This window comes from Streptomyces longwoodensis, assembly GCF_001514125.1.
In the GTDB taxonomy this organism is placed as follows: domain Bacteria; phylum Actinomycetota; class Actinomycetes; order Streptomycetales; family Streptomycetaceae; genus Streptomyces; species Streptomyces longwoodensis.
Genome location: NZ_KQ948549.1, coordinates 71,727 through 84,989 on the forward strand (window position 1 = coordinate 71,727; position 13,263 = coordinate 84,989).

Consider the following 13,263-nt stretch of genomic DNA (forward strand, 5'->3'; position numbering starts at 1 on the left):
AGTAACCGCCCGTGGTGTCAGACCCGGCCGTTAGTCTCGGGGATCATGAGGCTGCTGCACACTTCCGACTGGCATCTCGGCCGGGCGTTCCACCGGGTGAACCTGCTCGGGGCCCAGGCCGAGTTCATCGGTCACCTCGTCGCGACCGCGCGGGAGCGCGAGGTCGACGCGGTGGTCGTGTCGGGAGACGTGTACGACCGCGCCGTCCCGCCGCTCGCCGCGGTCGAGCTGTTCGACGACGCCCTGCACCGCCTCGCGGACCTCGGCGTGCCCACGGTGATGATCTCCGGCAACCACGACTCCGCCCGCCGCCTCGGCGTGGGCGCCGGCCTCATCGACCGCGCCGGCATCCACCTGCGCACCGACCCCGCCGCGGTCGGCACCCCCGTGGTGCTCACCGACGCCCACGGCGACGTCGCCTTCTACGGCCTGCCGTACCTCGAACCCGCCCTGGTCAAGGACGAGTTCGGCGTCGAGCGGCCGAGCCACGAGGCGGTGCTCGCGGCCGCCATGGACCGGGTGCGCGCCGACCTCGCCGCCCGCGCCCCCGGCACCCGCTCCGTCGTCCTCGCCCACGCCTTCGTCACCGGCGGCGAGGCCAGCGACAGCGAACGGGACATCACCGTCGGCGGTGTGGCGTCCGTCCCGGCCGGCGTCTTCGACGGCGTGGACTACGTGGCGCTGGGCCACCTGCACGGCTGCCAGACCCTCACCGAGCGCGTGCGCTACTCCGGCTCCCCGCTCGCGTACTCCTTCTCCGAGGCCGACCACCGCAAGAGCATGTGGCTGGTCGACCTGGCGGCCGACGGCTCGCTCGGGGCCGAGCGCGTCGACTGCCCGGTGCCGCGCCCGCTGACCCGGCTGCGCGGGACGCTGGAGGACCTGCTCGCCGACCCCGCCCTCGCCCGCCACCAGGACGCGTGGATCGAGGCGACCCTCACCGACGCCGTGCGCCCCGCCGACCCCATGGCCCGCCTCACCGAGCGCTTCCCGCACACCCTCAGCCTCGCCTTCGCCCCCGAGCGCGCCCCCGACGACCCCGGCGGGAGCTACGCGAGCCGCCTCGCCGACCGCGACGACCAGCAGGTCGCCGAGGACTTCGTCGCCCACGTGCGCGGCAGCGGACCCGACGACGACGAACGCGCGGTGCTGCGCGAGGCGTTCGACGCCGTGCGCGCGGACGCGGCCGTGCGGGAGGTGGCCCGGTGAGACTGCACCGCCTCGACCTCACCGCCTTCGGGCCCTTCGGAGCCGCCCAGAGCGTCGACTTCGACGAGCTGTCCGCCGCCGGCCTCTTCCTGCTGCACGGCCCCACCGGCGCCGGCAAGACCTCCGTCCTCGACGCCGTGTGCTACGCGCTGTACGGCTCCGTGCCCGGCGTCCGCCAGAGCGGCCAGGGCCTCGCCCTGCGCAGCGACCACGCGGCCCCCGGCACCCGCACCGAGGTCACCCTCGACCTGACCGTCGCCGGACGCCGGCTGGAGATCACCCGGCAGCCGCCCTGGGAGCGCCCCAAGAAGCGCGGCACCGGCACCACCCTCGACAAGGCCCAGACCTGGCTGCGCGAGTACGACCCGGTGGCCGGCGCCTGGAAGGACCTCAGCCGCTCCCACCAGGAGGTCGGCGAGGAGGTCACCCAGCTGCTCGGCATGAGCCGCGAGCAGTTCTGCCAGGTGGTCCTGCTGCCCCAGGGCGACTTCGCGCGGTTCCTGCGCGCCGACGCCGAAGCCCGTGGCCGCCTCCTCGGCCGGCTGTTCGACACCCAGCGCTTCGCCGAGGTGGAGAAGCGCCTCGCCGAGCGCCGCCGCACCACCGAGGCACGCGTGCGTGAGGGCGACGCCGACCTCCTCGCGGACGCGCACCGCATGCAGCAGGCGGCCGGGCACGCCATGGAGCTGCCCGACCTCTCCCCCGGCGACCCGGGCCTGGCCCAGGCCGTGCTGACCGCCGCCGCGATCGCCCGCAGCACCGCGCGCGAGCAGCTCACCGTCGCCCACTGCGGGCGCCTGGCCGCCGAGTCCGCCCAGGCCGCCGCCGAACGCGAACTGGCCGAGGCCCGGGAACTGGCCCGACTGCAGAGGCGGTTCGACGAGGCACGGGAGCGGGCCGCCCGGCTCCAGGAACGCGCGGACGCCCACGAGGAGGCGCAGGAGCGCATGCGGCGGGCCCGCAAGGCGGAGGCCGTGGCACCGGCGCTGGAGCTGCGCGAGGCCGCCGACGCCGAACACCGCCGCGCCGCCGGGGCGGAGGCCCACGCGCGGGCCCGGCTGCCCGAGCGGTTCGCGGACGCGGGCGCCGCCGGGCTCGCCGCCGCCGCGCGCCGGGCCGCCGAGGAGCTGGGCGGCCTGGAGGCGGCCCGCCGTGCCGAGCGCCGGCTCGCCGGCCTGTCCGCCGAGCGCGCCGACCTGGAGCGGCAGGAGCGGGCCGACCAGGAGGTCGTGGAGGAGGCGGACGCCTGGCTCGCCGGGTGGGAGGAGACCCGGGCCGCCCTCCAGGACCGCATCGCCGTCGCCCAGGAGGCCGCGACCCGGGCCGAGCAGTACGCCGCCCAGCGCGAGCCCGCGCAGCGGCGGCTGTCCGCGGCCCGGCTGCGCGACCAGCTGGCCCGCGACACCGAGGACACCGCCGAGCGGGAGCGCCGCGCACGCGAGCGGGTGCTGGAGGCCAAGGAGCACTGGCTGCGCGTGCGGGAGCGCCGGCTCAACGGCATCGCCGCCGAGCTGGCCGCCCGCCTCCAGGCCGGCGAGCCCTGCGCGGTCTGCGGCGCCACCGAACACCCCGCCCCCGCCCGCAAGGACGCGGGACACGTCGACCGCGAGGCCGAGGAGCGCGCGCTCGCCGCCCACCAGGAGGCCGAGGCCGCGCACGACGAGGCCGAGCAGCACCTGTCCACCGTCCAGCGCGCACTGGCCGCCGCCGAGGCCGAGGCGGGCGACGAGCCCACCGATCGGCTCGCCTCCGCCGTCGAGGAACTGGAGTCCCGGCACGCCCGGGCCCGGGACGCGGCCGCCGACCTGCACGCCGCGAGCGAGGAGCTGCGCCGCGCCGAGCACGAGCGCGAACGGCGCACCGCGCTGCGGCAGGAGGCCGCCGTGCGCTCCGCGTCCCGCGGCTCCCGGCGCGAGGCGCTCGACGAGGAGCGCACGGCCCTGGAGTCCGAGCTGGTCCAGGCCCGCGGCGACGCGGACAGCGTGGCCGCCCGGGCCGCGCAGCTGGAGCGGACGGCCGCGCGGCTCACCGAGGCCGCCGACGCCGCCCGCGCCGCCGAGGAGGCCGCCGAACGCCTCAAGGCCGCCGACGGCCGCCTGGACGAGGCCGCCTTCCGGGCCGGGTTCGACACCCCGCAGGCCGCCGCCGACGCCCTCCTCGACGACACCGCCCACCGCGAGCTGCAGCGCCGCCTGGACGCCCGGCAGGCCGAGGAGGCCGCCGTACGGGCCGTGCTCGCCGAGGCCGACACCGCGACCGCCGCCCGGCGCCCGCCCGTCGACCTCGCCGCGGCCGAGGACGCCGCCCGGGCCGCCGCCGAGCGGCTGCGCAGGGCCGCCTCCGCCCAGGACGCCGCCGCCCGCCGCTGCGCCGAGCTCGACCGCCTGTCCGCGCGCGCAGCGACCGGCGTACGACAGCTGGCGCCGCTGCGCGAGGAGTACGACCGGGTGGCCCGCCTGGCCGGGCTCGCCGCCGGCACCTCCGCCGACAACGAGCGGAGGATGCGGCTGGAGTCGTACGTCCTCGCCGCCCGCCTGGAGCAGGTGGCGGCCGCCGCGACCGCGCGGCTGCACCGGATGTCCGCCGGCCGCTACACCCTGGTCCACTCCGACGACCGCACCGGCCGCGGCCGCAGCGGCCTCGGACTGCACGTGGTGGACGCCTGGACCGGGCGGGAGCGCGACACCGCCACCCTGTCCGGCGGCGAGACGTTCTTCGTGTCACTCGCCCTCGCGCTGGGCCTCGCCGACGTGGTCACCGACGAGGCGGGCGGGGTGCGGCTGGACACGCTGTTCATCGACGAGGGGTTCGGCAGCCTCGACGACCAGACGCTGGACGACGTGCTCGACGTCCTCGACGCGCTGCGCGAGCGCGACCGCAGCGTCGGCATCGTCAGCCACGTGGCCGACCTGCGGCGCCGGGTGCACGCCCAGCTGGAGGTGGTGAAGGGACGCTCGGGATCGGTGCTCCGCCAGCGCGGTCACTGACCCAGCGCGCGCCGGGGAAGGGGCGAGGAGTAGACGACGCTGGTCGTCACCGACCCCAGGGCGCCGATCTTCCCGGACACCTCCTCCAGGTGGCGCATCGAGCGGGTGGCGACCTTGATGACGAAGCAGTCGTCCCCCGTGACGTGGTGCGCCTCCAGGATCTCCGGCGTGACGGCGACCAGGTCGTGGAAGGGCTTGTAGTTGCCGTGCGGGTAGCGCAGCCGCACGAACGCCAGGATGGGCAGGCCGATCCGCTCCGGGTCGACGACCGCCGCGTACCCCTGGACGACGCCGGCCTCCTCCAGCCGCCGCACCCGCTCGGTGACCGCGCTCGCGGACATGGACACCGCGCGGGCCAGGTCGGCGAAGCTGACCCGTCCGTCGCGCTGGAGGACGTCGAGGATGCGCCAGTCGGTGGCGTCCGGGGAATACGCGGTCATCCGCCAGGGATAGCAGGGGAATCCACGGTGGAGCAAGCCACGGGCCGGGGAACGTACCTTCCTGGTCGCGGGCACGAACCGTAGATTTTCGGTCATCGGCCACCACCTCGTCCCGGCGGCCGACCCCGATCCCGGGCTCTCCGACGAAGGACCACGCCATGACCGCCCTGCCCGTGCTCCCCGCCCCCGCCCACCCCGTGCTGCGCGTGCCCCCGGCCCCGCCCGCCGAGGCCGCCGCCCACTTCCGGGCGATGCTCGCCTTCCACGCCGACGTCTCCGACGTGGCCGCCGCCCTCGCCGCCGGCGGTGACCCCGGCTTCGTCCTGCTCGACTCCCGCTCCACCGAGGCGTGGGAGCAGGGCCACGTCCCCGGCGCCGTCCACCTGCCCACCGCGCTCGTCGCCGAGCAGGCGGAGGAACTGCTCGACCGGTCGGTGCCGGTGGTGACGTACTGCTGGGGCCCCGGCTGCAACGGCGCCACCCGTGCCGCCCTCGCCCTGGCCGAACTCGGCTACCACGTCAAGGAGATGCTCGGCGGCTTCGAGTACTGGGTGCGCGAGGGCTGCGCCTACGCCACCTGGCAGGGGCCCGAGCAGCGCCCCGCCGACCCGCTGACCGCGCCGGTGGGCGCCGACGACTGCGGGTGCTGAACGGGGCCGCCCCCGCCCGCGACCGCGGACGGGGGCGGCGGCACTCACGTGGGGCCGGACACCCTCGCAGGCCGAACGGCCCCTACAACCGGGCCAGTTCGTCCACCAGGTCGTCCAGGCCCAGGGAGCCCTGGGACAGGGCCGCCATGTGCCACGCCTTGAGGTCGAAGGCGTCACCGTGGCGGGCGCGGGCCTTCTCCCGGCCCAGCAGCCAGGCGCGTTCGCCCAGCTTGTAGCCGATCGCCTGGCCTGGGATGGACAGGTAGCGGGTCAGCTCGCTCGTCACAAAGTCCGCCGGGCGGCTGCTGTGCGCCCCGAAGAACTCCTCCGCCAGCCCCGGCGTCCACCGCTCGCCCGGGTGGAACGGCGAGTCCGCCGGGATCGGCAGCTCCAGGTGCATGCCGATGTCGACGATCACCCGCAGCGCGCGCATCATCTGCGCGTCGAGGTACCCGAGCCGCTGCTCCGCGTCCGTGAGGAAGCCCAGTTCGTCCATCAGCCGCTCCGCGTACAGCGCCCAGCCCTCGGCGTTGGCGCTGACGATGCCGACGGTGGCCTGGTAGCGCGACAGGTCCTGGGCGACGTGCACCCACTGCGCCAGCTGCAGGTGGTGGCCGGGAACACCCTCGTGGTACCAGGTCGACACCAGGTCGTAGACCGGGAAGCGGGTCGCGCCCATGGTGGGCAGCCAGGTGCGCCCCGGACGCGAGAAGTCCTCCGACGGACCCGTGTAGTACGGCGCCGCGGCGCTGCCCGGCGGAGCGATGCGCGACTCCACCCGGCGGACCCGCTCGGCGAGTTCGAAGTGCGTGCCGTCCAGCTTCTCGATCGCCTCGTCCATCAGGCCCTGGAGCCAGTCGCGGACCTCGTCGACGCCCTCGATGTGCCGGCCGTGCTCGTCGAGGTGCGCGAGCGCCGCCCACGGGGTCGCGGCGCCCGGCAGGACCTTCGCGGCCTCCTGTTCCATCTCGGCGAGCAGCCGGTGGTACTCGGACCAGCCGTAGGCGTAGGCCTCGTCCAGGTCCAGGTCCGTGCCGTTGAAGTAGCGCGACCAGCGGGCGTACCGCTCACGGCCCACGGTGTCCGGCGCGTCCTCGACCGCCGGGGCGTACACCTCGCGCACCCAGTCGCGCAGGCCGGCGACCGCCGCCGTCGCGCCGCGGGCCGCCTCGTCCAGTTCGGCGCGCAGCGCCTCGGGGCCGCCGGCCACGAAGTCCTCGAACCAGCCGCGGCCCGAACCGTCCGTGTCCGTCCACTCGGTCAGCTGCGCCACCAGGGTCGCGGTCGGTCTCGGCGGCCCGTACAGCTTGCGCTCCAGGCCGAGCGCGAGGGACGCGCGGTAGCCCGCGAGGGCCGCCGGGACCGCGCGCAGCCGTTCGGCGACCGCCGCCCAGTCCTCGTCGGTGGCCGTCGGCGTCACGGTGAACACCGCCCGCACGTGGTGTGCGGGCGTCGACATGTTGCCGACCGCGCGCAGGCCCTCCTCGGCCTCGTGCACGGCGAGTTCGGCGCTGAGCCGCTCGCGCAGCAGCCGGGCGCACCGGCGTTCCACGTCGCTGTCCGCGCCGGGCCGCCGCTCCGCCTCGTCGAGCCGGGCCAGGGTGTCGCGCGCCAGCCGGGCGAGCGCCTCCTGGCCCTCCGGTGAGAAGTCGGGCAGGCGGCGCGCGGACTCCGCCACGCCGAGGTAGGTGCCGGTGACCGGATCGAGGGCGACGAGTTCGTCGACGTAGGCGTCGGCGACCTCTCGGGGCAGCGGGCTGCTCTTCGTCTCTGACATGCGGACATCCTCGTACGGTTACCGGTGCCGCGTCAGCAGGGCCTCGGTCAGGCCGGCGGGGCCCCGGACGCCCCCGGCGGCAGCAGCGGGCCGCAGTCCCAGCGCTGGAAGATCAGCCGGGTCTCCACCCGGGCGACCTCCCGCCGCGAGGTGAACTCGTCGATGACGAGCCGCTGCAGGTCGGCCATGTCCGCCACGGCGACGTGCACCAGGTAGTCGTCGGGACCGGTCAGGTGGAACACCGTCAGCGCCTCGGGCAGCGCGCGCACCCGCTCCACGAACGGCCCCACCAGCTCCCGCCGGTGCGGTCTGACCTGCACGGACAGCAACGCCTGGAGTCCGCGGCCCAGTTTGGCCGGATCCAGTCGCAGCTGGTGCCCGAGGATCACGCCCGAGCGCCGCAGCCGCGCCACCCGGTCCAGGCACGTCGACGCCGCGATGCCCACCTGCGCGGCGAGGTCCCGGTAGGTCGCCCGGGCGTCGTTCTGCAAGAGCCGCAGCAGCTGGAGATCCACCGGGTCCAGTACGACGGATTCGGCCATGTGCCGAACGTAACACGGGATTCGGCCCCCGGAACCCGCTCGGTGTTCACTCTTCCGCCCATGGACTCAGCGAGCACGCACGCGTACGACGACGTACGGCGCCCCGCCCCACGAGCGCCCCGCGCACTGGCCACCGAGGCCGTGCACGCCGGCCGGGACGACCTGGCCCGCCAGGGACTGCACGCCCCGCCGATCGACCTGTCCACCACCTACCCCTCCTACGACAGCCGCGGTGAGGCCGAGCGCATCGACGCGTTCGCCACGACCGGCGCCGAACCGGACGGCCCGCCCGTCTACGGCCGCCTCGGCAACCCGACCGTGGCCCGCTTCGAGACGGCCCTCGCACGGCTGGAGGGCACCGAGAGCGCCGTCGCCTTCGCCAGCGGCATGGCCGCGCTCAGCGCCGTCCTGCTGGTGCGTGCCGCGCAGGGGCTGCGGCACGTGGTCGCCGTGCGCCCGCTGTACGGGTGCAGCGACCACCTGCTGACGGCGGGGCTGCTCGGTACCGAGGTCACCTGGACCGACCCGGCCGGGATCACCGACGCGCTGCGTCCCGACACCGGGCTGGTCCTCGTCGAGTCGCCCGCCAACCCGACGCTCGCCGAGGTCGACCTGCGGGCCGTCGCCCATGCCTGCGGCTCCGTGCCGCTGCTCGTGGACAACACCTTCGCCACGCCGGTGCTGCAGCGCCCGGCGACCGCGGGCGCGCGGCTGGTGTTGCACAGCGCCACCAAGTACCTGGGCGGGCACGGGGACGTGCTTGCCGGAGTGGTCGCCTGCGACGAGGAGTTCGCCGGCCGGCTGCGCCAGGTCCGGTTCGCCACCGGGGGCGTGCTGCACCCGCTGGCCGGATACCTGCTGCTGCGGGGCTTGTCCACGCTGCCGGTGCGGGTGCGCGCGGCCTCCGCGACCGCCGCGGACCTCGCCGGGAGGCTGGCCGCCGACCCGCGGGTGGCCCGGGTGCACTACCCGCGCATCGGCGGGGCGATGGTCGCCTTCGAGGTGCACGGCGACCCGCACGAGGTCATCGCCGGGGTCCGGCTGATCACCCCGGCGGTCAGCCTCGGCAGCGTCGACACGCTGATCCAGCACCCGGCGTCCATCAGCCACCGCATCGTCGACGCCGACGACCGCAGGGGCGCCGGGGTGAGCGACCGGCTGCTGCGGATGTCGGTGGGCCTGGAGGACGTCGAGGACCTGTGGGCCGACCTCGACGCGGCGCTCGGAGTCGCGGCGCAGGACGGCAGGGGCGCGGGCCGCGGCGCGCGGAGCACCGCGAGCAGCGGCGTCTGACGCCGGAAGGGGTGGGGCACCACGGTGCCCCACCCCTTCCGTCACCGCCCCGCCGTCACCCGTGGGTCACGGCTGCGGCGTCGGCGTCGTCGGGGTCGTCGGCGCGCCCGTGGCGACCAGCGAGGTGTCCAGCCGTGCCGTGATGACCAGCGTGCCCTCCTCGACCTGGTAGTCGAGCGGCAGGCCCAGTCCGCGCATCGCCGCGATCATCCCCGTGTTGGACGCCTGCGTCACCGCGTACACGCTCTCGCAGCCCGCCTCGGCAGCCATCGCCACCAGCCGGCCGAGCAGTTCACCGCCGATGCCCCGCCGCTGCCACTGGTCCTCGACCAGCAGCGCGACCTCCGTCTCGTCGCCGTCCCACAGCAGGTGGCCCAGGCCGACGATGCGGCCCGAGGCGGTCTGCACGGCGAGGGTACGGCCGAAACGGGGGCTGAGCAGGTGGTTGAGGTAGCGGTCGGCGTCGCCGACCGGGCCGTGGTACCGCATGCTCAGCGTGTGCGACGAGCAGCGCTCCTGCATGGCCTTCGCGGCCTCCAGGTCGCTCGTGTCGGCCCGGCGCACGGTGATGTCCCGGCCCTCGGGCAGGGTGAGGACGTCCTGGCTGAGCGGGACCCGCGGGCCGAGCCGGGTGTCCAGCTCGACCAGGGCCCGGGCGCGGGCGAACTCCGTCGGGGTGAACGGCAGGTACGGCCGCTCCACGGTGATCACTCCGCCCTCCGGCGCCTGCAGCCGCAGCACGGTCTCCTCCAGCACGCCCTCCGCGGGCACCTGGTCCGCCCCGCCGTGGATCCTGGCGGGCAGCGAACGGATGGTGCAGCGCCCCAGCAACTGGCGCAGCGCGAGCGGCAGTTCGGCCGCGTCCAGGGCGGTGCGGGTGGCGAGGCCGAGCACCCGGGTCGGGGCGTCGACCAAGTCGTGGGCGTCGGCCCGCTCGATCCAGGTGTCGGAACCGCCGGCCCGCGACACCGCCCGGGTGAGGTCGGGGGAGGACAGGGCGCCGGGGGCGCGCAGCAGGAACTCGTCCACCGTCTCCGCGCCCAGCGGGTGCGTCTGGAGGCTGAGGATGTCGACCTCGTGGGCCGCGAGCGCCGCGCAGAGGGAGGCCAGCGCGCCCGGTGCGTCCCGCACCGTCGTCCGCATCCGCCACAGCGTGCTCGTGCCGGTCACGTCGTCGGTCGGGGCGGACGGCCCGGCCTGCCGCTCCGAGGAGGGCGGCCGGGCACCGGTATCGCTCGTCGGCGGTGCGTGGCCGTGGCGGCGTGCCCACCAGACGTGGAAGGCCGCCGTGGCGAGCAGCGCGGCCGCCGACACCGCGAGGGTCAGCGGCCCGTCCGGGCCGTGGCCGACCAGGTTCGCCACCACGTCGGCGACGGCCACGGCCGTGAACAGGGCGGCGAGTTCGACGGCGTCGCGCCGCCAGTGGTGCACGGGCCGGCCGTTGCGGGCCCGTGTCACGCCAGACAGGTCTCGAGTCATGCATCCACTGTGAAGGAACGGTGTTGCGTGATCACGAACGGTGTGTGACCGGGTGGTAAAGACCGCCAATGTCCGTTTTGTTTTGTGTTGAAGTGAAGTGCTGCCGCCGAGGGGGTCGCGGACGGCCCGCGGACGGAGCCGCGCACCGGGGGATGACACCGGTGCGCGGCACGGTCACCGAGGGTACGGGAGCGGGCTACTGGCCGACGCGTCCCGGCTGGAGCACCTGTGTGAACAGCACCGTCCCGTCCTGCTCGCGCAGCCGGACCGTCAACTCGCCGCTGTCGCCGTCGATGTCGACCTCGCCGAAGAACTGGTAGCCCTCGGCGGGCGAGACGTTGGACGCGGTCGGCGCCTTCACGAAGACCCGCTCCGGTCCGAAGGTGCCGTCCAGCGCGCTGGCCGGGAAGGCGCCCGCGTTGAGGGGTCCGGAGACGAACTCCCAGAACGGCTCGAAGTCGGTGAACGCCGCCCGCGACGGCTGGTAGTGCTGCGCGGAGGTGTGGTGCACGTCGGCCGTGAGCCACACCGTGCCCGTGATCCGGCGGTGCTTGACGAACCGCAGCAGCTCGGCGATCTGCAGCTCACGCCCCAGCGGGGCGCCCGGGTCGCCCTGGGCGACGGCCTCGTAGTGGGGCCGGCCCTCGGTCGTGTCGGGTACCACCAGCCCGATCGGCATGTCGGCGGCGATCACCTTCCACACCGCGCGCGAGCGCGCCAACTCCTTCTTGAGCCACTCCAGTTGCTCGCGGCCCAGGATGCCCTGCGGGTCCACGGTCTGGTCGTCGGGCGAGTTGGCGTTGCGGTAGGTGCGCATGTCCAGCACGAACACGTCCAGCAGCGGACCGTGGCGCACGACCCGGTGCACCCGGCCCTCTGTCGCGCCCGGGCGCAGCGTGGAGACGGGGAAGTACTCGCTGAACGCCCGCCGGGCGCGCGCCGCGAGGACGTCCACGCTCTTCTCCGTGTACCGCGTGTCGGAGGCCGCGACGACCTCGCCCGGGTACCAGTTGTTGCGGACCTCGTGGTCGTCCCACTGGATGACCGACGGCACCCGGGCGTTGAAGCGGCGCAGGTTGTCGTCCAGCAGGTTGTACCGGAAGTTCCCGCGGAACTCGGCCAGCGTCTCGGCGACCTTGGACTTCTCCACGGTCGTGAGGTTGCGGTAGGTGCGGCCGTCGGGCAGCGCCTGGGTGGCCGCGATGGGGCCGTCGGCGTAGACGTTGTCGCCGCTGCACAGGAAGAAGTCGGGGTCCAGCTTCGCCATCGCGTCGTAGATGCGGTAGCCGCCGATGTCCGGGTTGATGCCCCAGCCCTGTCCGGCCAGGTCGCCGGACCACAGGAACCGCACGCCCCGCCGGCGCCCGGCCGGCACCGTGCGGAACGTGCCGGTCACCGGCTCGCCCGTGCGGCGCGGGTCGTCGGGGTCGGCCAGCACCACGCGGTAGTGGACCTGCTCGCCGGGGGGCAGGCCGTGCAGCCGGGTGGTGCCGGTGAAGTCGGTGTCCGGGCCGAGGAGCGGGCCGTGCCACCGGTGCACCCGGCGGAACGATTCCGTGGCCGACGTCTCGACGACCATCCGGGCCGGCCGGTCGGACCTGACCCACACGAGCCCGGAGCCGGCGGTGATGTCACCGGCCTGCACGCCCCAGTCCGCCCGGGGCCGTCCGGACAGGGCGAGGGCGGGGGCCGCGCCGACGGCGGCCGGCAGGGTGAGGGCCGCGGACGCGGCCAGCGAGCCGCGCAGGACGCTGCGGCGTCCCGGGGACGGGCGTGCGGACATGGAGGGACCTCCAGGGACGGGATCCGGCCGGCGTGGGTGCCGTGCGCAGTGCCAGGACTACGCGGACGCCGCAGCGCGCACGGAAACCACAGGTGAACAACTGGCCCCGCGAGCCATCACCGGGACCCGCTGCCCTCCCGAACGGCCCTCCCGCAGCCCCCGGTTCAGCGGCTCCCGTCCAGGATGACGCGCGCCACCAGCGCCGGGTCGTCGTTCATCGGGCAGTGCCCGCAGCCGGGCAGCCGCACGAGCCGGGCCCGGGGCACGATCTGCTTGGCCCGCACGCCCTGGCGCCGGACCAGGATCATGTCGCGGGTGCCCCAGGCCACCGTGACCGGGACCTGCGGGACGTCCTCCACGAACTGGACGGCGGCGCCCGAGCGGAGGGTCTGCTCGAACCCGGTGGCCCGGGCCAGCGCGAGCGTCTCGGCGACCACCGCCTCGGGCGAACGGCGGCCCGGGCGGGCGTAGATGGTGCTCGTCAGCGCGGTCCGGCCGGCCGCCGTGCGGGACAACTGCTCGACCACCGGCAGCGGCAGCCGTCGCGCGATGTGCCGCATGGCGAGCAGGACGCCGAACGCGTACCGGCGTTCGGCCGGTGACCAGAACCCCGCCGGGGACAGGGCGGTCACGGAGCGCACCAGCCGGGCGCGGCCCAGCTCCAGGGCGAGCAGCCCGCCCAGGGAGTTGCCCGCGACGTGCGGACGGTCCAGCTCCAGCGCCTCGCACAGCGCGCCGAGCACGGTGTTCGTCGTGGGCAGGTCGTAGGCCAGCCCGTCGGGCAGCGCCGGGGAGGCGCCGAAGCCCGGCAGGTCCACGGCGATCACGTCGCGGTCGGCGGCCAGGATGTCCACCACCGGGTCCCAGGCCTGCCGGTGGTGCCCGATGCCGTGCAGCAGGAGCAGCGGCTCACCCCGGCCCACGCGCGCGTAGGACACCGTGACCGGCTGCGGGCCGTGCGCGGAGGGGACCTTGAAGGAGACGGTGGCGGACATGGGGGTGCTCCTCGTCTGGGATCGCCGGGGGCGCCGGGCGGACGCCGTAGACAGCTTGTCAGCAATTGCTACCGGCGGGTAGCCCTCCCGTGCGCGGGGGACCGCCCG

10 protein-coding genes are annotated in these 13,263 nt (G+C 75.4%); 4 read left to right on the forward strand and 6 right to left on the reverse strand.

From position 1 onward, the window contains the following. The first annotated feature begins 45 nt into the window (after window positions 1-45). Together AQJ30_RS00355 and AQJ30_RS00360 are read left to right on the forward strand one after the other, a co-directional pair. A complete protein-coding gene (locus AQJ30_RS00355) occupies window positions 46-1,209 on the forward strand; it encodes an exonuclease SbcCD subunit D (RefSeq protein WP_067227490.1) in 1,164 nt (387 codons plus the stop codon). Continuing rightward, window positions 1,206-4,196 (forward strand): AAA family ATPase, encoded by a 2,991-nt coding sequence (locus tag AQJ30_RS00360; RefSeq protein WP_067227492.1) that lies wholly within the window; start codon window positions 1,206-1,208, stop codon window positions 4,194-4,196. The genes AQJ30_RS00355 and AQJ30_RS00360 overlap by 4 nt, the downstream gene beginning before the upstream one ends. On the opposite strand, the gene AQJ30_RS00365 is transcribed toward AQJ30_RS00360, so the two are convergent. Further along, window positions 4,190-4,636, reverse strand: coding sequence for an Lrp/AsnC family transcriptional regulator (locus tag AQJ30_RS00365; protein ID WP_067227494.1), 447 nt, complete (start codon window positions 4,634-4,636; stop codon window positions 4,190-4,192). The two genes, AQJ30_RS00360 and AQJ30_RS00365, sit on opposite strands and share 7 nt — an antisense overlap. A 158-nt stretch (window positions 4,637-4,794) precedes the next feature. Between AQJ30_RS00365 and AQJ30_RS00370 the strand changes: the two genes are divergently transcribed. Continuing rightward, on the forward strand, window positions 4,795-5,286 hold the full coding sequence (locus AQJ30_RS00370) for a rhodanese-like domain-containing protein (RefSeq protein WP_067227495.1): 492 nt from the start codon (window positions 4,795-4,797) through the stop codon (window positions 5,284-5,286). Between the two features lie 82 nt (window positions 5,287-5,368). On the opposite strand, the gene AQJ30_RS00375 is transcribed toward AQJ30_RS00370, so the two are convergent. After that, window positions 5,369-7,063 (reverse strand): DUF885 domain-containing protein, encoded by a 1,695-nt coding sequence (locus tag AQJ30_RS00375; RefSeq protein ID WP_067227497.1) that lies wholly within the window; start codon window positions 7,061-7,063, stop codon window positions 5,369-5,371. A 47-nt stretch (window positions 7,064-7,110) separates the two neighbouring features. After that, on the reverse strand, window positions 7,111-7,605 hold the full coding sequence (locus tag AQJ30_RS00380) for an Lrp/AsnC family transcriptional regulator (RefSeq protein WP_067227499.1): 495 nt from the start codon (window positions 7,603-7,605) through the stop codon (window positions 7,111-7,113). Window positions 7,606-7,665: 60 nt separating this feature from the next. Here AQJ30_RS00380 and AQJ30_RS00385 point away from each other — a divergent pair, with 60 nt between their 5' ends. Continuing rightward, on the forward strand, window positions 7,666-8,898 hold the full coding sequence (locus AQJ30_RS00385; RefSeq protein ID WP_067227501.1) for a trans-sulfuration enzyme family protein: 1,233 nt from the start codon (window positions 7,666-7,668) through the stop codon (window positions 8,896-8,898). A gap of 66 nt (window positions 8,899-8,964) precedes the next feature. Here the strand turns inward: AQJ30_RS00385 and AQJ30_RS00390 are convergent, their stop codons facing one another. The 3 genes from AQJ30_RS00390 to AQJ30_RS00400 all read right to left on the reverse strand — a co-directional run bounded on the left by AQJ30_RS00390 (window position 8,965) and on the right by AQJ30_RS00400 (window position 13,155). After that, window positions 8,965-10,377 carry a GNAT family N-acetyltransferase gene (locus AQJ30_RS00390; RefSeq protein ID WP_211278903.1) on the reverse strand — a complete coding sequence of 471 codons (1,413 nt, stop codon included), beginning with the start codon at window positions 10,375-10,377 and terminating at the stop codon, window positions 8,965-8,967. A gap of 196 nt (window positions 10,378-10,573) precedes the next feature. After that, window positions 10,574-12,160, reverse strand: a complete 1,587-nt coding sequence (locus AQJ30_RS00395) for an alkaline phosphatase D family protein (RefSeq protein WP_067227502.1) — start codon at window positions 12,158-12,160, stop codon at window positions 10,574-10,576. Between the two features lie 164 nt (window positions 12,161-12,324). Then, complete coding sequence (locus tag AQJ30_RS00400) at window positions 12,325-13,155, reverse strand: alpha/beta fold hydrolase (protein ID WP_067227504.1); 831 nt, start codon at window positions 13,153-13,155, stop codon at window positions 12,325-12,327. Between the last annotated feature and the right edge of the window lie 108 nt (window positions 13,156-13,263).

Excerpts from the sequence above, each read along its gene's own strand:
- AQJ30_RS00355 (WP_067227490.1), top strand. The coding sequence starts at position 46 with ATGAGGCTGCTGCACACTTCCGACTGGCATCTCGGCCGGGCGTTCCAC.
- AQJ30_RS00365 (WP_067227494.1), bottom strand. The coding sequence starts at position 4,636 with ATGACCGCGTATTCCCCGGACGCCACCGACTGGCGCATCCTCGACGTC.
- AQJ30_RS00370 (WP_067227495.1), top strand. The coding sequence starts at position 4,795 with ATGACCGCCCTGCCCGTGCTCCCCGCCCCCGCCCACCCCGTGCTGCGC.
- AQJ30_RS00375 (WP_067227497.1), bottom strand. The coding sequence starts at position 7,063 with ATGTCAGAGACGAAGAGCAGCCCGCTGCCCCGAGAGGTCGCCGACGCC.
- AQJ30_RS00380 (WP_067227499.1), bottom strand. The coding sequence starts at position 7,605 with ATGGCCGAATCCGTCGTACTGGACCCGGTGGATCTCCAGCTGCTGCGG.
- AQJ30_RS00385 (WP_067227501.1), top strand. The coding sequence starts at position 7,666 with ATGGACTCAGCGAGCACGCACGCGTACGACGACGTACGGCGCCCCGCC.
- AQJ30_RS00390 (WP_211278903.1), bottom strand. The coding sequence starts at position 10,377 with ATGACTCGAGACCTGTCTGGCGTGACACGGGCCCGCAACGGCCGGCCC.
- AQJ30_RS00395 (WP_067227502.1), bottom strand. The coding sequence starts at position 12,160 with ATGTCCGCACGCCCGTCCCCGGGACGCCGCAGCGTCCTGCGCGGCTCG.
- AQJ30_RS00400 (WP_067227504.1), bottom strand. The coding sequence starts at position 13,155 with ATGTCCGCCACCGTCTCCTTCAAGGTCCCCTCCGCGCACGGCCCGCAG.